The following is a 21,807-nucleotide window of genomic DNA, read 5'->3' as shown; positions in this document are numbered from 1 at the left end:
ACTAGGCTTGCGGGCATCACCGGCGAACCCGTGCGGGAGAGCGCCCTGACAGCCATCCAGGGTCCCTGAAGGAGCAAGCCCTCCCCGCGAACCTCTCAAGGCAAAGGACCGCACGGACGAGGTGACCTCTGGAAAGCAGGCCCCCGGGCCTCGCCGAAGGTGAAAGTCCGGCAAAGCCCGGGCGAAGCTCTCAGGCAACCATGACAGAGGGGGAGGATCCTGGCATCCGACCCTGCCCTGAGGTGCGAAATGTCCCGACCCACACCGTTGCGAGACGTTCACGAGAGTCTCGGCGCCACGCTCACCGACTTCGCCGGCTGGCTGATGCCGCTGCGCTACGGGAGCGAGTCCGCCGAGCACAACGCCGTCCGCGGCGCGGCCGGGCTGTTCGACCTCTCGCACATGGGCGAGATCTTCGTCACCGGGCCGCAGGCGGGCGAGGCACTCGACTACGCCCTGGTCGGCCACCTGTCGGCTCTCGCGCCCGGTCGCGCCCGCTACACCATGATCGTCAATGAGCGGGGCGGGGTGCTCGACGACCTCATCGTCTACCGGCTGGGCGACGAGGAGTTCATGGTCGTGGCCAACGCCTCCAACTACGAGAAGGTCGCCGCCGAGCTGGGCGGGCGCGCCAAGTCGTACGACGCGGTGGTCGAGGACCGCTCCGAGCAGTACGCGCTGATCGCCGTGCAGGGGCCGCACGCCCAGGAGATCCTCGCCACCCTCACCGACGCCGACCTGCCCGGCCTCAAGTACTACGCGGGACTGCCCGGCGTGGTCGACGGGCGGCAGGCGCTGATCGCGCGCACCGGCTACACCGGCGAGGACGGGTTCGAGCTGTTCGTGGCCAACGAGGACGCCGTGCCGCTCTGGCACGCCCTCACGCGGGCCGGCGAGCCGTACGGGCTGCGCCCCGCGGGCCTGTCCAGCCGCGACACGCTGCGCCTGGAGGCCGGCATGCCGCTGTACGGCAACGAGCTGAGCGCCGAGCTGACCCCGTTCGACGCGGGGCTGGGCAGAGTGGTGAAATTCGACAAGCCGGGCGACTTCGTCGGCAGGTCGGCGCTGGAGGCGGTCAAGGACACGCCGCCGCGGCGCCGGCTCGTCGGTCTCGTCGCCCGGGGCCGCCGGGTGCCCCGCCATGGGTTCCCGGTCACCAAGGACGGTGCCGTCGTCGGCGAGGTCACCAGCGGTGCCCCCTCCCAGACCCTGGGCAGGCCCATCGCGATGGCCTACGTCGACACCGGGGCGGACGAAGGTCTGGCCGTGGACATCCGGGGCAGCCATGAGGCCATGGACCTCGTGGAGCTGCCCTTCTACAGGAGGAACAAGTGAGCAACATCCCTGACGAGCTGAGCTACACCAAGGAGCACGAGTGGGTGGCCGGCCTTGACGAGGCCATCACGGTGACCGTCGGCGTCACGGCGTACGCCGCCGAGGCCCTTGGCGACGTGGTGTACGTCCAGCTCCCCGACGTGGGCGCGACGGTCGCGCCCGGTGACTCCGTCGGTGAGGTGGAGTCGACCAAGTCGGTGAGCGAGATCTACGCCCCCGTCGGCGGCGAGGTCGTCGAGGTCAACCAGGCCGTGGTGGACGACCCCTCGCTGGTCAACAGCGACCCGTACGGCGAGGGCTGGATGTTCCGCGTGCGCGTCGAGGGCGACCCCGAGGACCTGCTCTCGGCCGAGGAGTACACGGCCCTCACCTCGGGCGAGTCCTGACCCATCCGCCGGGGCCCACCGGGCCCCGGCCCTGCTGAAGGGCGCACATCAATGGCGATCAGCGTCTTCGACCTCTTCAAGATCGGCATCGGCCCGTCGAGCTCCCACACCGGCGGCCCGATGGCCGCCGCGCACAAGTTCGCGCGCGGCCTGGACGAGGACGGCCTGCTCGACCAGGTGGACCGCGTCGAGGCCATCCTGTACGGCTCGCTCGGCCTGACCGGCAAGGGCCACGGCAGCGACAAGGCGGTCCTGCTCGGCCTGTCGGGCGAGAAGCCGGAGCTGGTCGACGTGGAGACTGTCGACGAGCGCCTGGCCGCGATGCGCGCCTCCGGCACGGTCAAGCTCTACGGCACGCGCGAGATCCCGTTCGTCGTGGGCGAGGACCTCGTCTTCGAGCGGAAGATCTCGCTGCCGGGCCACCCCAACGGCATGCGCTTCACCGCCCGCGCCGATGACGGCTCGGTGCTGCGCGAGAAGGTCTACTACTCCGTCGGCGGCGGCTTCGTGGTGGACGAGACCGCGACGGGAGCCGACCGGATCAAGCCCGACGACACCGTCCTGCCGTACCCGTTCACCACCGGCGAGGAGCTGCTCAAGCACTGCTCGGTCTCGGGCCTGTCGATCTCGGCGCTGATGCTGGAGAACGAGAAGGCGTTCGGCCGCTCCGAGGAGGAGATCCGCTCCGCCATCCTGAACCTGTGGCGCGTCATGGCCGAGTGCGTGCGGCGGGGCATCGCCAAGGAGGGCGTCCTGCCCGGCGGCCTGAAGGTCAAGCGCCGGGCCAACCAGCTCCACCGCCGCCTCCAGGCGGAGGCGTCCGGCGACGACCCGCTGCGGGCGATGGACTGGGTGTCGCTGTTCGCCCTGGCCGTCAACGAGGAGAACGCCGCCGGCGGCCGCGTCGTCACCGCTCCCACCAACGGCGCCGCCGGCATCGTCCCGGCCGTGCTGACCTACTACTCCAAGTTCGTCCCGAGCGCCGATGACGAGGGCGTGATCCGCTTCCTGCTCACGGCCGCGGCGATCGGCGTGCTGTTCAAGGAGAACGCCTCCATCTCGGGGGCCGAGGTCGGCTGCCAGGGCGAGGTCGGCTCGGCCTGCTCCATGGCCGCGGCCGGGCTGACCGAGGTGCTCGGCGGCACCCCCGAGCAGGTCGAGAACGCGGCCGAGATCGGCATCGAGCACAACCTCGGGCTGACCTGCGACCCGATCGGCGGACTGGTGCAGATCCCGTGCATCGAGCGCAACGCGGTCGCCTCCATCAAGGCGATCGCCGCGGCCCGCATCGCGCTGCGCGGCGACGGCCGCCACTTCGTGGCGCTGGACAAGGCGATCAAGACGATGCGGCAGACCGGGGCCGACATGCTCGACAAGTACAAGGAGACCTCGCGCGGCGGCCTGGCCGTCAACGTCATCGAGTGCTGAGGCCGCCGGCTGGCTCAGCGGCGGACGTGGAGGCGGACGACCGTGCCGATGTCGTCGTCGCGGACCTCGCGGCGGATGCGGCCCACGATCTCCTTGTCCAGCTTGCCGACCATCGCGCCCACGTCCGCCGACGGTGCGCAGGTGACGGCGATGCGCAGGTGGTCGCCGTCACCCACGACGCGCACCCCCGTACGGCTCAGCCCGTCCACGTCCTTGAGCCCCACGCACAGCATGGCCGTGCCCGTGCCGGAGCGCACCCCGCGGCGGCCCCATCCCAGGCAGAGCAGCAGCCACCGGAGTGAGACCAGGCCGAGCAGCATCAGCCCGAGGGCCGCGGCCCACAGCGTCCACGACTGGGCGGCGACGATCTGCGCCGTCTGCTCGGGCAGCACCTTGGCCCGCGGCGACAGGCCGCCGAGCCTGTCATCGGCGCGCAGCCACGCGTACGCGCCCAGGAGCACCAGCACCGCGCCCACGACGGCCAGCCCGACCCGGTTGCCCGCGTACTGTCTCACCCTCGCCCCTCTCGGCTCACCATCGTCTTCCTCAGCTCATCACGTCGCTCGCCATCGCCCCTTGTGGTTCACCAGCGCCTCCTTCTGCGCAGCCGGACCACGACCTCTCCCGTGCCGAGCGTGCCGACGCCCGCCAGCCGGTCGCCCACGGCCGCGCCCACCTGGCGGAGCATCGCGCCCGTGCTCTCCGCGCCGGTCGTCACTGTGACCTCGATGGTGCGCCGGCGCAGCCGTACGCGTGCCCGTGACACACCCTCGACCTCCTGCGCCACGGCACGCAGCGTGCGGCGCAGGCCGACGCGCGTGATGCCGATGACGATGTTCGGGTCGGACGTCTCGACCGGCACCAGGTGGCAGCGGCCCGGGACGACGGCGAGCAGCAGCAGGGCGGCGCCCGCGCCGGCGATCCAGAGCGCGCCCGTCCGCAACTCGGCCCAGGCGTGCCGGCCCGCCAGGTCGATCAGGCGCTCCAGCGGCAGCAGGCCGAGTGGCTTGCCCACCAGCGCCGTGACGATCTCGGCGGCCGACAGGCCGAGGCAGACGGTGAGCGCCAGCGCGACCACCGCCCCGGCGGGGGTGCGCGCCGGTTTCAGCGCACGGGTGGAGCGGAGGAGGGGGCTCTCCTGCGCCGGCAGGAGGGCTCCGGGCAGAAGCTGCTGGAGCGTGCTCATCACACCGACCACAGGTACACGGGCCGGGCATCGGATGGATCATGCCCTCGCCGCCGGTTTGCCCGATCATTACAAGGGTGTCCAGGCAACATGAACTTCCCTCATGTTCAATTGCCCGATATGCGGTTACGCTGCTGGTATGGACGCCCGCCCGCGTTACGACCGCGCCACCGCGACGCTGGACCCGCCGTTCGCCGTCCTCGACCTCGACGCCCTGCGGGCCAACGCCGCCGACCTCGTACGGCGCGCGGGCGGCAAACCGATCCGCGTCGCGACCAAGTCGATCCGCTGCCGTCCCGTGCTCGAACGCATCATGGCCATGGACGGCTTCCGCGGGCTGATGGCCTTCACGCTGCCGGAGGCGCTGTGGCTGGCGCGCTGCGGGTTCGCCGACATCCTGGTGGCCTACCCTACGGCGGACCGGGCGGCGCTGGCGACCCTGGCCGGTGATCCGCGCCTGGCGCGGGAGATCACGGTGACCGTGGACTCGGCCGAGCACCTGGACTACGTGGACGACGCGGTAGCGGCCATCCACCCCCGCCCCGAGATCCGGATATGTCTCGACATCGACGCTGGATATGTCGCCCTCGGTGGGAAATTTCGGGCGGGAGCGCTGCGCTCCTCGATCCGCGAGCCCGAGGACGCCGCCGACCTGGCCGCCGAGATCGCCAAACGGCCCGGGTTCCGGCTGTCCGGCCTCATGGCGTACGAGGCGCAGATCGCCGGGGTGGGCGACGACCCGCCCGGCAATCCCGCGATGACCCGCGCGATCCGCGTCATGCAGCGACGCTCGGCCCGCGAGCTCATCCTGCGCCGCGGCCGCGTCGTCAACGCCGTCAGCCGGCTCTGCGACCTCGACTTCGTCAACGGCGGCGGCACCGGCTCCATCGAGCGCACGGTCCGCGAGAAGGCCGTCACCGAGGTCGCGGCCGGCTCCGGGTTCTTCCACCCGCGCCTGTTCGACTTCTACCGGGCCTTCACCGGCCGTCCCGCGGCGCTCTTCGCGCTGCCGGTGGTCCGCCGGCCGGCCCCGGACACGATCACGGTCCTCGGCGGCGGTTACCTGGCCTCCGGGCCGCCCGGCCCCAGCCGCCTCCCCCAGCCGTACCTGCCGCCGGGCCTGCGCTACGCGCCCGACGAGGGCGCCGGGGAGGTGCAGACCCCGCTGCTCGGCGAGGCCGCGGAGGACCTGCGGGTGGGCGACCGGGTGTGGTTCCGTCACGCCAAGGCGGGCGAGCTGTGCGAACGCTTCGCCGAGCTCCACCTCATCGACGGCGACGAGGTCGTCGGCACGGCCCCGACGTACCGGGGCGAGGGCAAGACCTTCCTCTGACCCTGTCGGCCCTCTGGACGCTCTCGGCCTTCGGACCTTCTCGGCCTTTTGCCCTCTGGACCCCCTTGGCCGTCTTGACCCTCTGGACCTCTTAACCCCCTGGCCGGCTTGGCCGTCTCGGCCCGATCCCGCCGGGCGGCCCGGAGGCGGTGGCCGGGCGGCCCCGGGGCGGCGGTCCCGCCCCGGGGCGGCGCCCAGGTCTCAGCGGCGGCGGCGCCGCCACAGCGCGATCGCGGCGCCCAGCACCAGCACGGCCCCCACCCCGATCAGCACGGGCCCCAGCTCGGGCGGCTCGTCGTCCCACAGCCGCTCGGAGTCCTCGCCCGGCGCCGGCCGTTGCGTCACTCCCAGCGCGTCGCCCACGGACGCGACGAACAGCCCGGCCCGCGCCTTCACATCGGCGACCGTGCGCTCCTTCACCCGCTTGGGGCTCACGCGGTCGGCGATGGCGTCGACCGTCTGCGCCAACTCCGCGCGGGTCTGCGCGATCCGCCGCTCCAGCTCGTCGGGATCGGTGTCTGCCATGGCTCTCCTCTCGACCACGCTCCGGTCGGCCGGCTCATGTCGGCGCCCACTTCGTGGTCGCGGACGAGCACGCCGGCTCCGGTCGTGATCAGTCTGTCAGGTCGGCACCCCGCGCGGCACGGCGGGCGGTCCGGCGTACCGGCCCGGTAGGTTTTGCTGGACGAACTCAGGAGGGCCCATGACCGAAACCAAGCTCGCGCCCGGCGACGCCGCGCCCGAGTTCACGCTACCCGCAGCGGGCGGAAACACCGTCTCCCTGGGCGATTTCCGCGGCAAGCGCGTGATCCTGTACTTCTACCCGGCCGCCATGACGCCGGGCTGCACCAAGCAGGCGTGCGACTTCCGCGACAACCTCGCGCAGCTCACCGGGGAGGGGTTCGCCGTCCTCGGCGTGTCCAAGGACAAGCCCGGCAAGCTGGACAAGTTCGTCGAGCGCGACGCGCTGACATTCCCGCTGCTGTCCGACCCGGAGCTGGATGTCCACAAGGCGTACGGCGCGTACGGCACCAAGAAGCTGTACGGCAAGGAGGTCGTCGGCGTCATCCGCTCCACCTTCGTCATCGACGCGGACGGCAAGATCGAGCAGGCGCTCTACAACGTGAAGGCGACGGGCCACGTCGCGTCCCTGAAGAAGAAGCTCGGCCTCGCCTGACCGCCCCACCCGCGGGCCCTCACCGGGGCCCGCGGCGGTCGAGCGGCATTCACCACGATTGTTCACCACGAATGTCGTGGACACCTGGACCCGCCGTCGAATTGTCGGTGCCTTTTCCTAGCATGGCGCCATGGCGGCATACGTCAAGTACACACGCGAGCTGCTCATGGAGGCGGCGGCGAGTTCACGCAGCGTGGCGGACGTACTGCGCCACCTCGGCGTCAAGTGGACCGGTGGCAGCCACGCTCACATCAGCCGACGCCTCAAGCATTACGGCATCGACACGTCGCACTTCGTGGGCCAAGCGCATGGCAAGGGCAAGCGCGCACAGAACATACGCCCTCACCAGGAGATTCTCGTCATACGACCGCCGGCGGCGATACGCGAGAAGGCGCCCGTGCTGCGCCGCGCGTTGCGGGAAGCCGGGGTACCGTACGCCTGCGCAGCCTGTAGGATTGACGGCACGTGGCAGGGAAATCCGCTTACGCTCCATGTCGACCACATGAACGGGAACTGGCTCGACAATCGCCTGGAGAATCTGCGCTTCCTCTGCCCGAATTGTCATTCTCAAACCGGAAATTACGCCGGGCGGGGAAAGACCAAAGAGGGGCCGTAGCCCAAGGGCAGAGGCGCAGTCTTTAGGTGGCTGTTAGTGTGGGTTCGAATCCCACCGGCCCTACATCTCATCCCGTATGCCCTCCACGGGCCGTGATCGCGGCCCCGTGGCGGCCATCTCACCTGCGCGTCGCGCCGCCCGCCTGCCTTCGGAGGGGACCGCGTTCGCCGCACGCCTCGGGCCCCGTTGACCAGGTAGGTCCTGTGACAGAACACCCACCTGATCTCGATCGTCAGCCCGTGCGGGTGGGGGTCGGGGTGATGGGAGGCGGGGCTGTGGGGGGCGAGGTGGGGGGAAGCGACATGGTGGGGACTGGCGTCGGCGGGATCATGGGTGCGGTGGGGCCCGGCGGGAACGGGGCGGCGTCGCGGCAGTACGTGCCGCCGGGGACCGGGCGGCAGTTCGGGTGGACGCCCGGGTGGCGCTCCCAGTCGCGGTAGGGGCCCCAGCGGGGCCGGTCGTCCCAGTGGGAGGCGCGGTCATGGTGGGTGACGCCGGCGACGAGCGCCACCGCGGTGCCGCCCAGCAGGCCGCCGATGACCAGGCCGATCAGGCCCGCGCCGATGATCTGGGCCGGCTTCTGACGCACGAAGTCGCGGAAGGAGGAGTCCTGTCGCGGAGGCGGAGGGGGCGGAGGAGGTCCCCAGCCGGGGCTCGTGTGCGCCGCCGGCGGTTGCTGCCGCGTGCGGTCCGTTCCTGAAGCCGGCGGCCGGTCCTGCATGGCGTCCGTCCCTGGAGCGGTGTGCTGGTGCTGTGTGGCGTCCGTCCCTGGAGCGGAGGGTCGGTCGTGCGTGGCGTCCGCTCCTGGAGTGGAGGGCTGGTCCCGCCTGGCGTCCGCTCCTGGAGCGGGAGGTCGTTCTACTGAGACCGGGTCGCGCGGCGCTTCCTCTTCGCCGCGCGACCCAGCTCCGCGATCATGATCCGCCATCACGATCTCCCTTTACTGCCCCATAAGGGGGCACTCCCAAGGTCAACTATGCCCATACCGTCGTAAGGCCGGCGTAAGACCTGGGTCGTACACCGACTTCCCCCTTGAGGCGGACAAAGTCCCGGCAGGCCGTACATATCGTAAGGATGTGTTCGGCAGGGTACATGCGTGGTCGAAGCGCCATGCGAAGGTCATGGATGCCCTCCGGGGCGCGCCGCTCGCGGTGCTGACGTTGATCACCGTCCGGCCGTACGCGGACGGCACCGTCCAGGGACCCGGCGCCACGCTCCACCTGGCCGGGTACCTGGTGCTGTCGGGGCTGCTCATCGTGCCGCTGCTGTGGCAGCGGCGCAGGCCGCTGACGGTGTTCGGGGCCGTGGCGCTGATCTGCTTCGTCCAGTGGGCGCTGGGCTTCGATCCCGTGCCGGCGAACCTCGCCGTGCTCCTGGCACTGTGGTCGGTGGCCTACCAGTGCGCGTTCTGGTGGGCGCTCGCGGCTGGGCTGGTGGCCGAGCTGGGCGTGTACCTCGTGCTGGTGCACTGGAGCCAGGTCTCGTTCAGCATGTTCTTCAGCGGCTCCATCTTCGTCGTGACCACCTGGCTGACCGGCCTGTACGCCAACACGCGCCGCCGCTACCTGGAGGGCCTGGAGGAGCGCGCCGAGCGGGCCGAGCGCGAGCGCGACCAGCAGGCGCGGCTGGCGGCGACGGCCGAGCGGGCACGGATCGCCCGGGAGCTGCACGACGTGGTGGCCCACCATGTGAGCGTCATCGTGGTCCAGGCCGACGGCGCCGGCTACGCCATCGACCGCGCCCCTGAGCAGGCCCGCCAGGCCGTGCGGAACATCTCCAGGACCGGCCGGGAGGCGCTGGCCGAGATGCGGCGGCTGGTCGGCGTGCTGCGCGAGGACCGTGAGGGCGGTGCGACGGGCACCGACTACACGCCCCAGCCCGGGCTGGCCCAGCTTGAGGAGCTGGTGCGCGGCGCGGGCGTGCCGGCGCGGCTGCGGGTGTCGGGCGTGCCTAGCGACCTGCCGGAGGGGCAGCAGCTCGCGGTGTACCGGATCGTCCAGGAGGCCCTGACGAACGCGCTCAAGCACGGAGGGCCGGGAGCGCGCGCGCTGGTGGAGCTCACGTACGGAGGGCCGGAGCTGGTGGTGCGGGTGAGCGACGACGGGCGGGGCGCGGCGGCGCCGCGCAGCCACGACGGCCACGGGCTGGTCGGGATGCGCGAGCGGGTCGGCATGTACGGCGGGGCGGTGTCGGCGGAGCCGCGTCCCGGCGGCGGGTTCGAGGTGCTGGCCCGGCTGCCCGTCCCCGCGACCAGGGCCGCCTGATGAGCGGCCGGGAGGGCGCCCCCATCCGGGTGATGCTGGTCGACGACCAGGAGCTGCTGCGCGCCGGGTTCAGGATGGTGCTGGCGGCGCAGCCCGACATCGAGGTGGTCGCCGAGGCGGGCGACGGCGCGCGGGCGCTGGAGGTGCTGCGCGGCACCGACGTGGACGTCGTCCTCATGGACGTGCGCATGCCGGGCATGGACGGCGTCGAGGCGACGGCCCGGATCGAGGGGCCGAAGGTGCTCATCCTCACGACGTTCGACCTGGACGAGTACGCGTTGGCGGCGGTGAAGGCGGGCGCGTCGGGGTTCCTGCTGAAGGACGTGCCGCCGGACGACCTGCTGAACGCGATCAGGGCGGTGCACGCGGGCGACGCCGTCATGGCGCCGAGCACGCTGCGCCGGATGCTCGACCGGTTCGCCGCGAACCTCCCGGACCAGGACCTGCCCGACGGTGCCGGGCTGACGCCGCGCGAGCGCGAGGTGCTGCTGATGGTGGCGCGCGGCCTGTCGAACCTGGAGATCGCCGCCGCGCTGGAGGTGGCGGAGGCGACCGTGAAGACGCATCTGGGCCGGGTGCTGGCCAAGCTGGGGCTGCGGGACCGGGCGCAGGCGGTCGTGTACGCGTACGAGGCGAGGCTGGTCGTGCCCTCCCACCGGCCGCGAGCCTGACGCGGGTGCATCGGCCGAAAGGCTGACCGGCGTCATCGCACGGCCTATACGAAATCCCTCCTCAGGGCCCATTTTTTCCGCACATCTCGCTCGTAGCGTGAGTCGCGTTCCCCAACCCCTTGAAGGAGTGGACGTGACCATCACCGAGACCGAGACAGGGAGCCGCCGCAGGGCCGCCCCCGCCGTCGTGGCGCGCGGCCTGACGAAGGTGTACGGCCAGGGCGACGCGAAGGTGTACGCCCTGCGCGAGGTGGACGTGGCGTTCGAGACCGGCGCGTTCACGGCGATCATGGGCCCGTCCGGCTCGGGCAAGTCCACGCTGATGCACTGCCTGGCCGGGCTGGACACGGCCACGTCGGGCACCGTGCGCATCGGCGACGTGGAGCTGACCGGCCTGAGCGACAAGCGGCTCACGTTGCTGCGCCGGGAGCGGATCGGGTTCGTGTTCCAGGCGTTCAACCTGCTGCCGACGCTGACCGCCGAGCAGAACATCCGCCTCCCCCTGGAGATCGCGGCCCGGCAGCCGGACCAGGTGCTGTTCGACCGGGTCGTGGAGACGGTCGGCCTGCGGGACCGGCTCGGACACCGGCCGACGGAGCTGTCCGGCGGCCAGCAGCAGCGCGTGGCCGTGGCGCGGGCGCTCATCAGCAAGCCGCAGGTGATCTTCGCGGACGAACCGACCGGCAACCTGGACTCGCGCAGCGGCGCCGAGGTGCTGTCGTTCCTGCGCACCTCGGTGCGGGAGCTGGGGCAGACCATCGTCATGGTCACGCACGACCCGGTCGCCGCCGCGTACGCGGACCGCGTGGTGTTCCTGCGGGACGGCGAGCTGGTCACGGAGCTGGCCGCGCCCACGCCGCAGTCGGTCCTCGACACGCTGATGAAGCTGGAGGCCTGAGATGACGCACCGCACTGAGACGACCCGTACCGGAGGCGCGGCGTGCTGAGGACGACGCTGGCCGGGCTGCGCGCGCACCGGCTGAGGCTGCTGCTCACGTCGCTGGCCATCACATTGGGCGTGGGCTTCATCGCCGGCACGTTCGTGCTGACGGACACCGTCCAGGCCGGGTTGGCGCAGAAGGTCACGGCCGACGCGGGCAAGGTGGACGTGGCCGTACTCGCCGAGGGGCCGGACGGCCGGCTGCCCGCGGCGCTGCTCGACAAGGTGCGGGGCCTGCCGGGCGTCACGGACGCGCAGGGCGTCGTACGCGGGCCGGCGCCGCTGATCGGCAAGGACGGCAAGGCGGCAGGCGACGCTCCGACGACGGGGCTGTCGATCTCGTCCGGCCCGCTCAGCCGCGCCGTGATCGTGTCCGGTACGGGCCCCGGCTCCGACGACCTGGCGGCCGTGCTCGACGAGAGCACCGCCAAGGCCCAGGGCGTCAAGGTGGGCGGCACGATCACCGTGCTGGACCCGCAGCGGCGGGAGCGGATGTTCAAGCTGGTGGGCCTGCTCGACCCGGGCGTGGACCAGGAGCTGGCCTACACCGGCGTGGTGGGCTTCACCCCGGCCATGGCACGGCGGATGACGGGCGAGAAGGGGTTCCGCGAGATCGACGTCGCGGGGGCCGACCCTGACGCGCTGCGGCGGACGGTCGCCGCGGCCGTGGGCGGCGAGGGCCGCCAGGTGCTCACCGGAACGCAGCTCGCCGACCGGCTGGCCCGGCAGGCCGGGGTGGAGATCAAGGCGGTGACCGTGGGGCTGCTCATGTTCGGGCTGGTGTCCATGCTGGTGGCGGCGCTGGTCATCTACAACACGTTCACGATCCTGGTGGCGCAGCGCACCCGGGAGATGGCACTGCTGCGCTGCATCGGCGCGACGCGGGGCCAGGTGTTCGGCTCGGTGCTGCTGGAGTCCGTCGTGATCGGCCTGCTGTCGGCCGTCCTGGGCCTGCTGGCCGGGTACGGGCTCGGCGCGGGGACGCTCGCGGTGCTCGGCGCGCTGGACGCGCCGCTGCCGACCGGGGCCGCCGTCCGGCTGACGCCGGGCACCATCGGCCTCGGGCTGGCCGTCGGGCTGCTCGTCACCATCGGCTCGGCGGTGCTGCCGGCGCGCACGGCCACCCGGGTCGCGCCGGTGGCCGCGCTGCGCACGCAGGTGGAGGAGCAGGCGTTCCGCACGGGCCTGCTCCGGATGGTCGCCGCCGGGGTGTTCCTGCTGGCGGGCCTGGGCACAGCCGGTGTCGGCGCGCTGGTGCTGGAGCCGGGGCAGCAGGTGTCCCTGTTCGTGGTCATGGGCGGTGGCGTGCTCACGTTCCTCGGCGTGCTCATCCTCGGGCCGGTGCTGGTCAGGCCGCTCAGCTCGCTGGTCGGGGCGGTCCCGGCCCGGCTGTTCGGCGTGCCGGGACGGCTGGCCGTGGACAACTCCGGCCGTAACCCGAGGCGGGCCGCCACCACGACGGTCGCCCTGACCGTGGGCGTGACGCTGATGACGCTCATCTCCGTGCTCACCGCCTCGACCCGGGTGACGCTGACCGACAAGCTCGACGACCAGTTCCCCATCGACTACATGCTGGCCACCCAGGAGCGCGACTCGGCCATTCCCCGCTCGGTCGGCGAGGAGCTGCGGCGGCGGCCGGAGCTCGCCTCGGTGGTGCAGATCCGCGACACCGAGGCCAAGGTCAGCGGCCCGAAGGGCGGGGCGAGCCGCGTGGACGTGGGCGCGTACGACGGCCCGATGGACCCGCCCGTCACGTCGGGCTCCATGCGCGGCCTGGGCGACGGCCAGGTCGCGGTCGAGGACGACGTGGCCGCCAAGCTCGGGGTCCGCGTGGGCGACTCGCTGTCGCTGACGACGAAGGAGGACGGCGCGGTCACGCTCGCCGTCGTCGCGGTGCTGGACGGCTCCGACTCGGCGCTGCCGGACCTCACCGTGGCCACGACCGCCTTCGACCGGTACTTCGGCGCGCTGCCCGACTCCAGGGTGATGGTCGACGCCAAGGACGACGTGGCGGCGGACCGGTCCCGGGCGGTGGTGGACGCGGCGACGGCCGCGTACCCGACGGTCAAGGTGTCGAGCTCGACCGAGGTGCGCGGCGAGTTCGACGAGGCCCTGGACATGCTGCTGATGATCGTCACAGGGCTGCTGGGGCTGGCCATCCTCATCTCGCTGCTCGGCATCGCCAACACGCTGTCGCTGTCGGTGCACGAGCGCACCCGGGAGTCGGCGCTGCTGCGGGCCCTCGGCCTCACCCGGCCGCAGTTGCGGCGCATGCTGTCGGTGGAGGCGCTGGTGCTCGGGCTGATCGGCGCGCTCGTCGGGGTGGTGCTCGGCGCGGTGTTCGGCTGGGCCGCGGTGCGGGCGATGATCGACGGGGCGGTGTACGTGGTGCCGTACGGGCAGGTCGCGCTGTTCGTGGTGCTGTCAGGGCTGGCGGGGGTGCTGGCGGCGGTGCTGCCGGCCCGGCGCGCGGCCCGCGCCTCGATCGTCGGCGCCCTGGCGAGCGGCTGACGACCCGTCGCCCCGGGACGCCCTCAGCGGCAGGTGCGGCCCGGCCTCGGCTCGGCTCAGCGGGGAGTGCGGCCCGGCCACAGCTCGGCGACCGTCTCCGGGTCGAGCAGGGGGCGGCTCACGATCTCCCCGGTCACCCGGTCGATCACGATGCAGCCGCCTCCGACCGTGGCCGGCAGCGTGGCCGGGTCGTCGGAGTCGGGCTCCCTGACCCAGGCCACGTACCCCTCGCCGAACCCGTGGACCCCCACCCGAACCGGGTCGTCCACCGGCCGCACCCCGTTGAAGTACTCCTCCGCCACCGCCCTGGCCTGGTCGAGGTCCACCGCGCTCACCTCTGCCCGTCGCGACTCATCGTGGTGTCCCGTACCGGTCGACGACGACGCAGAACACCCCGGTCACCGTCGTGTAGGGAGGATCGACCGCCATGTGGCCGCGCTGGGCGTCGATCCAGATGACCTCGCCGCCGAAGTTGACGGCGTTCCAGGCGTGGGAGCCGCCGCCGGGCCAGCGCACGACGATGACGGCCGCGGCCCCGTGGCCGGCCTCGATCAGCCGCCGTTCCACCAGCGGGTAGGCGTGCCGCCCGTGACCGGCGTACTGGAAGCGCTGCCCCACCCACCGCTCGATCCTGGCGGCCCCGCCCGTCTCGCCGCTCAGCACGGGCCTGCCGAGCCGGTCGTACTCGGGGTGCCGGGCCGCCGCGGCGGCGGGCTCGCCGTGCCACGTGGACAGCACGGCCAGGGCGCAGTCGGCGGCGTTGGAGGCCCGGAACGGGTCGTCCGCCGGGCCGCCGCCGTTGATCAGCCTGACCCAGGTGCCGCGCGGGTCGGGGAAGCGCGTGCCGGGCGGCACGGCGCGCCGCAGGTCGTGCTCGACCTGCGGGTCGGGACGCGCCAGCCCTCCTGCCATCCCGTACGGCCGGCAGTCGGCGAGCCGCGGCGGCCTGGCGGGACCGTCGAACCAGTCGGCCGTCCTCGCCCGCCGGCCGGCCGCTCCCCCGGCGGGCACCGCCCAGCCGGCCCAGCCCGGGACCTCTCCCCGGGTGGGCATGATCCATCCGGACTGTCCTCCGAGCGTGGAGTCGTCGCCGCGTTCCTCCACCACGGGCGCCGGGGCCGCAGCGGGAGGCGGGGCGGCAGCAGGAGGCGGGGCGGTGACATCCAGCGGCCCCGGGGGCGCCGAGGCTGCCTCACCGGGGGCCGGGGACACGCCCGGCCGTCCCTCCGGGGGCGCATCGGCCGGACGAGCGGATGGGCGCCCGTCCGGGGCCGGGTCCGGAGGCGTGGGCAGGAGACCGCCGCCCACGCGGACCGCCGCGGGGCCGCTGTCGGGCGGTGCGGGGTCGGGGGCGGAGGCGGGCATGGAGGTGAGGGCGGAGACGTGCCCAGGGGCGACGCCACCTGCCGCGTCCGCAGCGGGTAACCGGTGCCGCGCCGTCGTGGCCCCCGTTGGCGTGACACCCGCCATCGTGGCACCCGTTGGCGTGACACCCGCTGTCGTGGCACCCGTCGGCACGGCGGCACTCGGCGCGGCGCCACTCGCCCGCCTCTCCTCTCCGGACCTCTGCTCCCCCGCCCGCCGCCCGGATGCCGGTGGTCGTGGGGCGAGAGGAGTGGGGTCGGGTGGGCCGGGGTCCGGCGGGTCGGCGGCGCGCTCGTAGTCGCGCCACCGCACGCCGTCGCCGACCACCGGGTCGTAGCGCCCTCCGGGAAGGACCCACCGGACGCGGGGCTTGCGGTCGCGGGTCACGTCCTGCCTCCTGTCGTGCTCGACGCCGATCGTAGGGCCGCCGCCCCGGCCAGGAGGGCCACTCGGCAAGTTCGGGCACCACGATCCACCCGCCGTACCTGCACAAACGCGGAGAAAGGGTACGACGGAGCGTTACGAGACCTGGACCGTGATCGTGTGCCAGCCGGTCGCGCCGTCCGGTGCGGGAGGCGCCTCCTGCTCCGCCTGGGTACGGCCGGCGGCGTCGGTCGCACGCACCTCGATCGTGTGGCGGCCGGGTGTGGCGTCCCAGTCGAGCGCCCACTGCCGCCACGTGTCGGGCCCCGGCACCGCGGCGAGGCGCGCCTGCCGCCACTCGCCACGGTCCACGCGCACCTCCACGGCGTCGATCCCGGTGTGCTGCGCCCAGGCGACCCCGGCGACCGTCGTGCGGCCCGCCCGCACCGTCGCGCCCTGCCGGGGCAGGTCGATGCGCGACTGCGTCTTGATCGGCGCCTTGGCGGCCCAGCCGCGCGGCGTCCAGTACGCCTCGTCCCGGTCGAACCTCGTCACCTTCACGTCCACCACCCACTTGGTGGCCGAGACGTACCCGTACAGCCCCGGCACCACCTGACGCACCGGGAAGCCGTGGTCCACGGGCAGCACCTCCCCGTTCATGGCCACGGCGAACAGGGCGTCCCGCCCGTCCATGACCACGTCCACCGGGGTTCCGCAGGTGAAGCCGTCGGCGGAGGTGGACAGGAGCATGTCGGCGCCGGACTGGAGCCCGGCCTCGCGCAGCACGTCGGCCATGCGGACGCCGAGCCAGCGGGCGTTGCCGATGTACTCGCCGCCGACCGGGTTGGACACGCAGGTGAGCGTGATGTCGGCCTCGGTGAGAGGCCGCTTGAGCAGGTCGGCGAAGGTCATCTCGATCGGCCGGTCGACCATGCCGTGGACGCGCAGCCGCCACGTCTGCGGGTTCACCTGGGGAACGACGAGCGCGGTGTCCACCCGGTAGAAGTCCCGGTTCCTGGTGGTGAAGGGGGACAGGCCGCTGATGCGGAGGTCCGTCCCGGCGGGCAGCGGCGCGGCGGGCGTGGTGGGCGCCGGCAGGGCCAGCCCGCCCCTGGCGGTGTCCACGGCCTGACGGTCCGACAGGACCCGCCCGAGCACGGTGGCCGCCCCCGCCACCACCACCCCGCTCGCGACCCCGGTCAGCAGCCTGCGCCGGTCGAACCCACCGGCCGCGGACGCCCCGGGCCGCATCACCACGGGCCGCTCCACCCCGGACGGCCCCCCGTCCTCCCCCGCACCGCGCTCACCACGGAAGCCCGCCTCCCCGGCATCGGCCTCACCACGGAAGCCCGCCTCCCCGGCGCCGGCCAGGACCGCGGGCTCCTCGGCGGGCACCGGGTGGAGACGCGCCCGCCGTTCGAGGAGGCGCAGCGTCCAGACGCCCGCCGCCACACCCACCACCGTCGGGAGCACCCCGGTGATCCCGGCGCCCGGCCGGGTCAACACCGCCAGCACCCCCACGGCCCCGAACGCCAGCAGCCCCGCGTCGCCGGCCACCGGCCGCCGCCGGGCCGCGATCCCCAGGGCGGCCGCGATGACGGCCAGCACCACGAGCACGCCCCCGACGAGGACCGTCTTGTCGTTGGCGCCGAACGCGTTGATCGCGAAGTCCTTGACCGGTGGGGGCGTCAGGTCGACGACCACGTCGCCCACGGCCACCACCGGGAACGTCTCCGGCCCCGCGATCCCGGCCACGAGCCGGGCGACGCCGAGCGCCACCGCCCCGGCCGTCAGCCCCGCCAGCGCGCCCGCCCAGGCGGGCGCCATGTCTTGCCTCTGCACGGTACCGACGCTACGCCCGCGGCACCCGCCCGGTTCTTACGCGCCGGTTACGGGACTGCCACGCCAACGTCAGGACCCCACACACGCGTCAGGACTCCACGCACACGTCGGAACCGCCACGCGAACGTCAGGACAACGGTGACAGCAGGTCGCGGACCTGCGGGGCGAGGGCGCGGAACGCGCGGCCCCGGTGGCTGATCGCGTCCTTCTCCTCGGGCGCCAGCTCGGCCGTCGTCCGCGTCTCACCGTCGGGAACGAAGATCGGGTCGTACCCGAACCCGTTGGACCCGCGCGGAGCGGAGATCAGCCGGCCCGGCAGGTCGCCCTCGACCACGCAGGTCTCCCCCGACGGCAGCGCCAGCGCCGCCACGCACGCGAAGTGGGCCGTCAGCCGCTCGGCGGGCACGTCGGAGACCTGGGCCAGCAGCAGGTCGAGGTTGGCCTGGTCGTCGCCGTGGCGGCCGGACCAGCGGGCGGAGAAGACGCCCGGCATGCCGTTCAGCACGTCGACGCACAGGCCGGAGTCGTCGGCCACCGCGGGCAGCCCGGACCCCTGGGCGACGGCGTGCGCCTTGAGCAGGGCGTTCTCCTCGAACGTGACCCCCGTCTCGGCGACCTCGCCGATCGAGGGGAACTCCTCCAGCCCCAGGATGTCGAACCCCGACAAGATGCGGCGCAGCTCGGCGATCTTGCCCTGGTTGCGGGTGGCGAGCACTATCTTCATCGGCCGAGCGCCTCCATCTGGATCAGCGTCAGCTCCTCGCAGCCGCCGGCGGCCAGGGCGAGCAGCTGGTCGAGCGTCCCGCGGTCGAACGGCGCCCCCTCGGCGGTGCCCTGCACCTCGACGAAGCTGCCGGAGCCCGTCATGACGACGTTCATGTCCGTCTCGGCGGCCACGTCCTCGGTGTAGCAGAGGTCGAGCATCGGCACCGCGCCGACGACGCCGACCGAGACGGCCGCGACGGAGCCGACCAGCGGGTCGCCGGGGCACATCTTACGCTCGCGCATCCAGGCCACGGCGTCGGCCAGGGCGACGTACGCCCCGGTGATCGCGGCGGTCCGGGTGCCGCCGTCGGCCTGGAGGACGTCGCAGTCGAGGACGATGGAGTTCTCGCCGAGGGCCTTGTAGTCGACGCAGGCCCGCAGCGACCGGCCGATCAGCCGGGAGATCTCGTGGGTGCGCCCGCCGATCTTGCCGCGGACCGACTCGCGGTCGTTGCGCGTGTTGGTGGCGCGCGGCAGCATGGCGTACTCGGCGGTCACCCAGCCCTGGCCGCTGCCCCGGCGCCAGCGCGGCACGCTGTCCTGCACCGAGGCGGCGCACAGCACGCGCGTGCCGCCGAACTCGACGAGCACCGAGCCCTCGGCGTGGGCGAGCCACTGCCGGGTGATGGTGATCGGGCGTAGCTGGTCGGGAGCACGGCCATCCTGTCGAGACATGCAGTTCACCCTATCTCCGCACCGTGACGCTCTTGACCGAAAGTGTCCGCCACAGCGATCCTTACGCAATGACAACGGGGGTGTTGCGGAGCCCTGACTTCATCAGGTTCCTCAGCTCACATGTGGCCGACGAGCTCGGGGTCAACATCTCCCGAGTCGCGCTCCCGCTGGTCGCCGTCCTGGTCCTCAACGCCGGCGCGCTGGAGGTCGGCCTGCTGTCCGCGTTACAGACCGCGGCGTTCCTGGCGATCGGGTTACCCGCGGGGGTGTGGGTGGACCGTATGTCGAAGCGCCGCGTGATGATCACCGCGGATCTGGTCCGGTGCGCGCTGCTGGCGAGCATCCCGCTCGCGTACACGCTGGGACTGCTGTCCATGGGGATGATGCTGGCGGTGGCGCTGCTGGCGGGCATGGCGCAGGTGTTCGACGACGTGGCTGATCAGACCTACCTGCCCGAACTGGTCAGCAAGCAGAGCCTGAGCAGCGGCAACTCCAAGCTGGAGTTCGTTCGCTCCGGCGGCGCGCTGGCCGGCCCCAGCCTGGGCGGGCTGCTGGTGCAGGCCCTGGGCGCGCCGCTGACGGTGTTCGCCACCGCGCTGGCCTCGCTCGGCTCGGCGATCCTGCTCACCTCGATCAGGACGCCCGACCGGCGGGCTCCCGCGGGCGGCGGGCGCACCGGCATGCTGCGGGACATCCGTGAGGGGCTCGTGTTCGTCTGGGGCGACCGGCTGCTGCGGGCGATCGTCACCACGACCGCCGGCACCAACCTGTGCGTCAGCGCCGTGCTCGGGCTGTCGGTGCTGTTCCTCGCCGACGAGGTGCGGCTGGCGCCGGGGGTGATCGGCGTGCTGCTCATGTCCGGCGCGGTCGGCGGGCTGCTCGGCGGGCTCACCGGGACGTGGCTGTTCACCCGGTACGGCACGGCCCGGGTGACCTGGCTGGCGATCGCCGTGACGTCGCCGTTCGGCCTGCTGCTCCCGATGACGCAGGCCGACTGGCGGGTGGCGTTCTTCAGCGTCACGTCGATCGCGCTGTCGTGGGGGGCGATCCTCTACAACGTGGGCCAGATCACCTACCGGCAGATGGTCGCGCCGGAGCGCATGCTCGGCCGGATCAACGCCACGGTCCGGTTCGTGGTGTGGGGCACGATGCCGCTGGGCGCGCTGCTCGGCGGGCTCGTGGCCCAGCAGATCGGCGTGCGGGAGGCGTTGTGGCTGTTCATGGCCGGCCGGCTGGTGTCGTTCCTGCCGCTGCTGTTCTCGCCGCTGCCGCGGATGCGCGACTTCACCCAGGTACGCACCGACCCCTGAACCAGCCGACCCGACGAGGTCAGGCCAGTTCGTAGACGGCGCCGCTCCTGGCCAGCTCGATGGGGCCGTCGTAGCCGCCCCGGGAGGCGTCGTCGAGCACGGTCGCCTGGTCGTTCCAGGGCACCAGGTGGGTGAGCACCAGCCTGCCGGCGCCGGCCTTGGCCGCGTGCACGGCGGCCTGCCGGCCGGAAAGGTGCAGATCGGTGGGCAGCCCCGGCCGGTCCACGAAGGACGCCTCGCACAGCATCAGGTCGGCGTCCTCGGCGAGCTTCACCAGCTCGGCGCACTCGCCGGTGTCGCCGGAGTAGGCGACCGTCCGCCCGCCGTGGGAGACGCGGAAACCGTACGCCTCGACGGGGTGGTTGACCAGGCGGGCCGTCAGCGTGAACGGTCCCACCTCGAACGTGCCGGCCGTCAGCGGCCGGAAGTCGAAGGCCGTCTCCAGCGCCGGCTCGTCGGGCATGCCGTACGCGGCGGCCAGCCGCTTCGACGCGTCGGCGGGCGCGACGACCGGCACGCGCGGGTACGGCGCCTCGGGGCCGTACGTGCGGGCCACGTGGTAGCCGCACATGTCGAGGCAGTGGTCGGCGTGCAGGTGGGACAGGCAGATGGCGTCCACGTCGTACAGGCCGATGTGCCGCTGGAGGGCGCCCAGCGCGCCCGCGCCGAGGTCGAGCAGCATCCTGAAGCCCTCGGCTTCGAGCAGGTAGCACGACGCGGGACTGTCGGGGCCCGGGAAGCTACCCGAGCAGCCGATGATGGTCACCTTCATGTGGGCCTCCGTTGCAGGTAGTACCCCCGACCGGTGTGACTTCGACCGCGTCGATCTCCGGGCCCAGGAAACGCCGTCCCAGGTGGGCGAACAGCGTGGAGTCGCCGGTGGCGCGGAAGCGGTGCCGGGGGGTGACGTCGCTTCCGGCCGCCAGGCCACGGTCGTGCAGGATCCGATAGACGTCCTTGGCCGTCTCGTCGGCGCTGGAGACCAGCGTGACCTCGTCGCCGGCGACATAGGAGATGGCGCCGGTGAGGAGCGGGTAGTGGGTGCAGCCGAGGATGAGCGTGTCGCACCCCGCCTCCCGGATGGGCGCCAGGTACTCCCGGACCGCCTCGATGACCTCCTCGCTCGTCGTGTCCCCCCGCTCGGTGTACTCGACCAGGCGCGGGGCGGCCACGCTGGTCAGGCGTACGTGGGGGGCGGCGGCGAAGGCGTCGTGGTAGGCCATCGACGCGATGGTGGCCCGGGTGGCGATCACGCCCACCTCGCCGGTGCGGGTGGCCCGCACCGCGCGGCGGGTGGCGGGCTGGATCACCTCGACCACCGGGACGTCGTAGCGCTCGCGCGCGTCGCGCAGCACGGCGGCGCTGGCGCTGTTGCACGCGATCACGAGCATCTTCACGTCGTTCTCGACGAGGTGGTCCATCACCTCCAGCGCGTAGGCGCGCACCTCGGCGATGCTTTTCGGCCCGTAGGGCTGGCGCGCCGTGTCGGCCACATAGGTGATGGACTCATGGGGAAGCTGGTCGATGATCGCCCGGGCGACCGTCAGGCCGCCCACCCCGCTGTCGAAGATCCCGATGCTCGCGTCCTGCACGTTTCAGAGGGTAGGGGACCCGCGACCTGCGCACTGCGTAAGAATACT

The 21,807-nt window shown here is 72.8% G+C and carries 22 protein-coding genes, 1 tRNA gene and 1 riboswitch; of the genes, 12 read left to right on the top strand and 11 right to left on the bottom strand.

Annotated features, from left to right (window positions below; genetic code table 11):
* The first annotated feature begins 23 nt into the window (after positions 1 to 23).
* A riboswitch (glycine riboswitch) is annotated at positions 24 to 121 on the top strand.
* Between the two features lie 128 nt (positions 122 to 249).
* The 3 genes from gcvT to ABZS51_RS06845 are packed head-to-tail and all read left to right on the top strand — an operon-like array spanning position 250 to position 3,149.
* Complete coding sequence (gcvT, locus tag ABZS51_RS06855; RefSeq protein ID WP_355437208.1) at positions 250 to 1,335, top strand: glycine cleavage system aminomethyltransferase GcvT; 1,086 nt, start codon at positions 250 to 252, stop codon at positions 1,333 to 1,335.
* Positions 1,332 to 1,721 carry a glycine cleavage system protein GcvH gene (gene gcvH, locus ABZS51_RS06850; RefSeq protein WP_355437206.1) on the top strand — a complete coding sequence of 130 codons (390 nt, stop codon included), beginning with the start codon at positions 1,332 to 1,334 and terminating at the stop codon, positions 1,719 to 1,721. The genes gcvT and gcvH overlap by 4 nt, the downstream gene beginning before the upstream one ends.
* Before the next feature lie 51 nt (positions 1,722 to 1,772).
* Positions 1,773 to 3,149, top strand: a complete 1,377-nt coding sequence (locus ABZS51_RS06845) for an L-serine ammonia-lyase (RefSeq protein ID WP_355437204.1) — start codon at positions 1,773 to 1,775, stop codon at positions 3,147 to 3,149.
* Between the two features lie 14 nt (positions 3,150 to 3,163).
* Here ABZS51_RS06845 and ABZS51_RS06840 read toward each other — a convergent pair whose 3' ends face one another.
* Both ABZS51_RS06840 and ABZS51_RS06835 read right to left on the bottom strand, forming a co-directional pair.
* Positions 3,164 to 3,664 (bottom strand): hypothetical protein, encoded by a 501-nt coding sequence (locus ABZS51_RS06840; protein WP_355437202.1) that lies wholly within the window; start codon positions 3,662 to 3,664, stop codon positions 3,164 to 3,166.
* 68 nt (positions 3,665 to 3,732) lie between these two features.
* The gene (locus tag ABZS51_RS06835; RefSeq protein ID WP_310710653.1) at positions 3,733 to 4,335 is read right to left on the bottom strand and encodes a DUF6286 domain-containing protein; all 603 of its coding nucleotides are present in this window, start codon (positions 4,333 to 4,335) and stop codon (positions 3,733 to 3,735) included.
* 139 nt (positions 4,336 to 4,474) lie between these two features.
* Here ABZS51_RS06835 and ABZS51_RS06830 point away from each other — a divergent pair, with 139 nt between their 5' ends.
* Positions 4,475 to 5,668, top strand: coding sequence for an amino acid deaminase/aldolase (locus tag ABZS51_RS06830; protein ID WP_355437200.1), 1,194 nt, complete (start codon positions 4,475 to 4,477; stop codon positions 5,666 to 5,668).
* Positions 5,669 to 5,869: 201 nt separating this feature from the next.
* On the opposite strand, the gene ABZS51_RS06825 is transcribed toward ABZS51_RS06830, so the two are convergent.
* Positions 5,870 to 6,193 carry a DUF3618 domain-containing protein gene (locus tag ABZS51_RS06825; protein ID WP_355437198.1) on the bottom strand — a complete coding sequence of 108 codons (324 nt, stop codon included), beginning with the start codon at positions 6,191 to 6,193 and terminating at the stop codon, positions 5,870 to 5,872.
* A gap of 178 nt (positions 6,194 to 6,371) precedes the next feature.
* Between ABZS51_RS06825 and bcp the strand changes: the two genes are divergently transcribed.
* The 3 genes from bcp to ABZS51_RS06810 all read left to right on the top strand — a co-directional run bounded on the left by bcp (position 6,372) and on the right by ABZS51_RS06810 (position 7,524).
* Complete coding sequence (gene bcp, locus ABZS51_RS06820; RefSeq protein ID WP_310710650.1) at positions 6,372 to 6,845, top strand: thioredoxin-dependent thiol peroxidase; 474 nt, start codon at positions 6,372 to 6,374, stop codon at positions 6,843 to 6,845.
* 130 nt (positions 6,846 to 6,975) lie between these two features.
* Positions 6,976 to 7,461 carry an HNH endonuclease signature motif containing protein gene (locus tag ABZS51_RS06815; protein WP_355437196.1) on the top strand — a complete coding sequence of 162 codons (486 nt, stop codon included), beginning with the start codon at positions 6,976 to 6,978 and terminating at the stop codon, positions 7,459 to 7,461.
* A tRNA-Leu gene (locus tag ABZS51_RS06810) sits at positions 7,452 to 7,524 on the top strand. Before ABZS51_RS06815 ends, ABZS51_RS06810 begins: the two co-directional genes overlap by 10 nt.
* Positions 7,525 to 7,693: 169 nt before the next feature.
* Here ABZS51_RS06810 and ABZS51_RS06805 read toward each other — a convergent pair.
* Complete coding sequence (locus ABZS51_RS06805; RefSeq protein WP_310710648.1) at positions 7,694 to 8,050, bottom strand: hypothetical protein; 357 nt, start codon at positions 8,048 to 8,050, stop codon at positions 7,694 to 7,696.
* A gap of 532 nt (positions 8,051 to 8,582) precedes the next feature.
* Here ABZS51_RS06805 and ABZS51_RS06800 point away from each other — a divergent pair.
* The 4 genes from ABZS51_RS06800 (at position 8,583) to ABZS51_RS06785 (ending at position 13,847) form a co-directional block, all read left to right on the top strand.
* Entirely contained in the window at positions 8,583 to 9,725 is a 1,143-nt protein-coding gene (locus tag ABZS51_RS06800; protein WP_355437194.1) for a sensor histidine kinase, read from the top strand.
* Positions 9,725 to 10,396, top strand: a complete 672-nt coding sequence (locus tag ABZS51_RS06795; RefSeq protein ID WP_355437192.1) for a response regulator transcription factor — start codon at positions 9,725 to 9,727, stop codon at positions 10,394 to 10,396. The genes ABZS51_RS06800 and ABZS51_RS06795 overlap by 1 nt, the downstream gene beginning before the upstream one ends.
* Positions 10,397 to 10,529: 133 nt before the next feature.
* Positions 10,530 to 11,294 (top strand): ABC transporter ATP-binding protein, encoded by a 765-nt coding sequence (locus ABZS51_RS06790; protein WP_355437190.1) that lies wholly within the window; start codon positions 10,530 to 10,532, stop codon positions 11,292 to 11,294.
* Between the two features lie 42 nt (positions 11,295 to 11,336).
* Entirely contained in the window at positions 11,337 to 13,847 is a 2,511-nt protein-coding gene (locus ABZS51_RS06785; protein WP_355437188.1) for an FtsX-like permease family protein, read from the top strand.
* 56 nt (positions 13,848 to 13,903) lie between these two features.
* Here the strand turns inward: ABZS51_RS06785 and ABZS51_RS06780 are convergent, their stop codons facing one another.
* From ABZS51_RS06780 to rph, 5 genes are all read right to left on the bottom strand, one after another.
* Positions 13,904 to 14,173 carry a hypothetical protein gene (locus tag ABZS51_RS06780; protein WP_310710643.1) on the bottom strand — a complete coding sequence of 90 codons (270 nt, stop codon included), beginning with the start codon at positions 14,171 to 14,173 and terminating at the stop codon, positions 13,904 to 13,906.
* Between the two features lie 25 nt (positions 14,174 to 14,198).
* On the bottom strand, positions 14,199 to 14,900 hold the full coding sequence (locus ABZS51_RS06775; RefSeq protein WP_355437186.1) for a toxin glutamine deamidase domain-containing protein: 702 nt from the start codon (positions 14,898 to 14,900) through the stop codon (positions 14,199 to 14,201).
* Positions 14,901 to 15,731: 831 nt separating this feature from the next.
* Positions 15,732 to 17,417 carry a molybdopterin-dependent oxidoreductase gene (locus tag ABZS51_RS06770; protein WP_355437184.1) on the bottom strand — a complete coding sequence of 562 codons (1,686 nt, stop codon included), beginning with the start codon at positions 17,415 to 17,417 and terminating at the stop codon, positions 15,732 to 15,734.
* Positions 17,418 to 17,544: 127 nt separating this feature from the next.
* Complete coding sequence (gene rdgB, locus ABZS51_RS06765) at positions 17,545 to 18,141, bottom strand: RdgB/HAM1 family non-canonical purine NTP pyrophosphatase (protein WP_355437182.1); 597 nt, start codon at positions 18,139 to 18,141, stop codon at positions 17,545 to 17,547.
* The gene (gene rph / locus ABZS51_RS06760; protein WP_310710639.1) at positions 18,138 to 18,857 is read right to left on the bottom strand and encodes a ribonuclease PH; all 720 of its coding nucleotides are present in this window, start codon (positions 18,855 to 18,857) and stop codon (positions 18,138 to 18,140) included. The genes rdgB and rph overlap by 4 nt, the downstream gene beginning before the upstream one ends.
* A gap of 68 nt (positions 18,858 to 18,925) precedes the next feature.
* Here rph and ABZS51_RS06755 point away from each other — a divergent pair, with 68 nt between their 5' ends.
* Positions 18,926 to 20,167, top strand: a complete 1,242-nt coding sequence (locus ABZS51_RS06755) for an MFS transporter (protein ID WP_355437180.1) — start codon at positions 18,926 to 18,928, stop codon at positions 20,165 to 20,167.
* A gap of 19 nt (positions 20,168 to 20,186) precedes the next feature.
* Here ABZS51_RS06755 and ABZS51_RS06750 read toward each other — a convergent pair whose 3' ends face one another.
* Complete coding sequence (locus tag ABZS51_RS06750) at positions 20,187 to 20,939, bottom strand: MBL fold metallo-hydrolase (RefSeq protein WP_355437178.1); 753 nt, start codon at positions 20,937 to 20,939, stop codon at positions 20,187 to 20,189.
* Positions 20,908 to 21,759: a glutamate racemase gene (gene murI / locus ABZS51_RS06745; RefSeq protein WP_355437176.1), complete on the bottom strand. Its 852-nt coding sequence runs from the start codon at positions 21,757 to 21,759 to the stop codon at positions 20,908 to 20,910. The genes ABZS51_RS06750 and murI overlap by 32 nt, the downstream gene beginning before the upstream one ends.
* Positions 21,760 to 21,807 lie beyond the last annotated feature (48 nt).

It is taken from the genome of Nonomuraea sp. NPDC005501, from assembly GCF_040605905.1.
In the GTDB taxonomy this organism is placed as follows: domain Bacteria; phylum Actinomycetota; class Actinomycetes; order Streptosporangiales; family Streptosporangiaceae; genus Nonomuraea.
Note: the sequence above shows the minus strand (reverse complement) of the source record. Positions and strands in the feature narration are given on the sequence as shown.

What these genes read in the sequence shown, in the direction of transcription:
- ABZS51_RS06795 (WP_355437192.1), top strand. Translation starts at nt 9,725, where the DNA reads ATGAGCGGCCGGGAGGGCGCCCCCATCCGGGTGATGCTGGTCGACGAC.
- ABZS51_RS06835 (WP_310710653.1), bottom strand. Translation starts at nt 4,335, where the DNA reads ATGAGCACGCTCCAGCAGCTTCTGCCCGGAGCCCTCCTGCCGGCGCAG.
- ABZS51_RS06750 (WP_355437178.1), bottom strand. Translation starts at nt 20,939, where the DNA reads ATGAAGGTGACCATCATCGGCTGCTCGGGTAGCTTCCCGGGCCCCGAC.
- bcp (WP_310710650.1), top strand. Translation starts at nt 6,372, where the DNA reads ATGACCGAAACCAAGCTCGCGCCCGGCGACGCCGCGCCCGAGTTCACG.
- ABZS51_RS06755 (WP_355437180.1), top strand. Translation starts at nt 18,926, where the DNA reads ATGACAACGGGGGTGTTGCGGAGCCCTGACTTCATCAGGTTCCTCAGC.
- gcvT (WP_355437208.1), top strand. Translation starts at nt 250, where the DNA reads ATGTCCCGACCCACACCGTTGCGAGACGTTCACGAGAGTCTCGGCGCC.
- ABZS51_RS06815 (WP_355437196.1), top strand. Translation starts at nt 6,976, where the DNA reads ATGGCGGCATACGTCAAGTACACACGCGAGCTGCTCATGGAGGCGGCG.
- rdgB (WP_355437182.1), bottom strand. Translation starts at nt 18,141, where the DNA reads ATGAAGATAGTGCTCGCCACCCGCAACCAGGGCAAGATCGCCGAGCTG.
- ABZS51_RS06800 (WP_355437194.1), top strand. Translation starts at nt 8,583, where the DNA reads ATGGATGCCCTCCGGGGCGCGCCGCTCGCGGTGCTGACGTTGATCACC.
- ABZS51_RS06830 (WP_355437200.1), top strand. Translation starts at nt 4,475, where the DNA reads ATGGACGCCCGCCCGCGTTACGACCGCGCCACCGCGACGCTGGACCCG.
- ABZS51_RS06775 (WP_355437186.1), bottom strand. Translation starts at nt 14,900, where the DNA reads ATGCCCACCCGGGGAGAGGTCCCGGGCTGGGCCGGCTGGGCGGTGCCC.
- ABZS51_RS06825 (WP_355437198.1), bottom strand. Translation starts at nt 6,193, where the DNA reads ATGGCAGACACCGATCCCGACGAGCTGGAGCGGCGGATCGCGCAGACC.
- rph (WP_310710639.1), bottom strand. Translation starts at nt 18,857, where the DNA reads ATGTCTCGACAGGATGGCCGTGCTCCCGACCAGCTACGCCCGATCACC.
- ABZS51_RS06845 (WP_355437204.1), top strand. Translation starts at nt 1,773, where the DNA reads ATGGCGATCAGCGTCTTCGACCTCTTCAAGATCGGCATCGGCCCGTCG.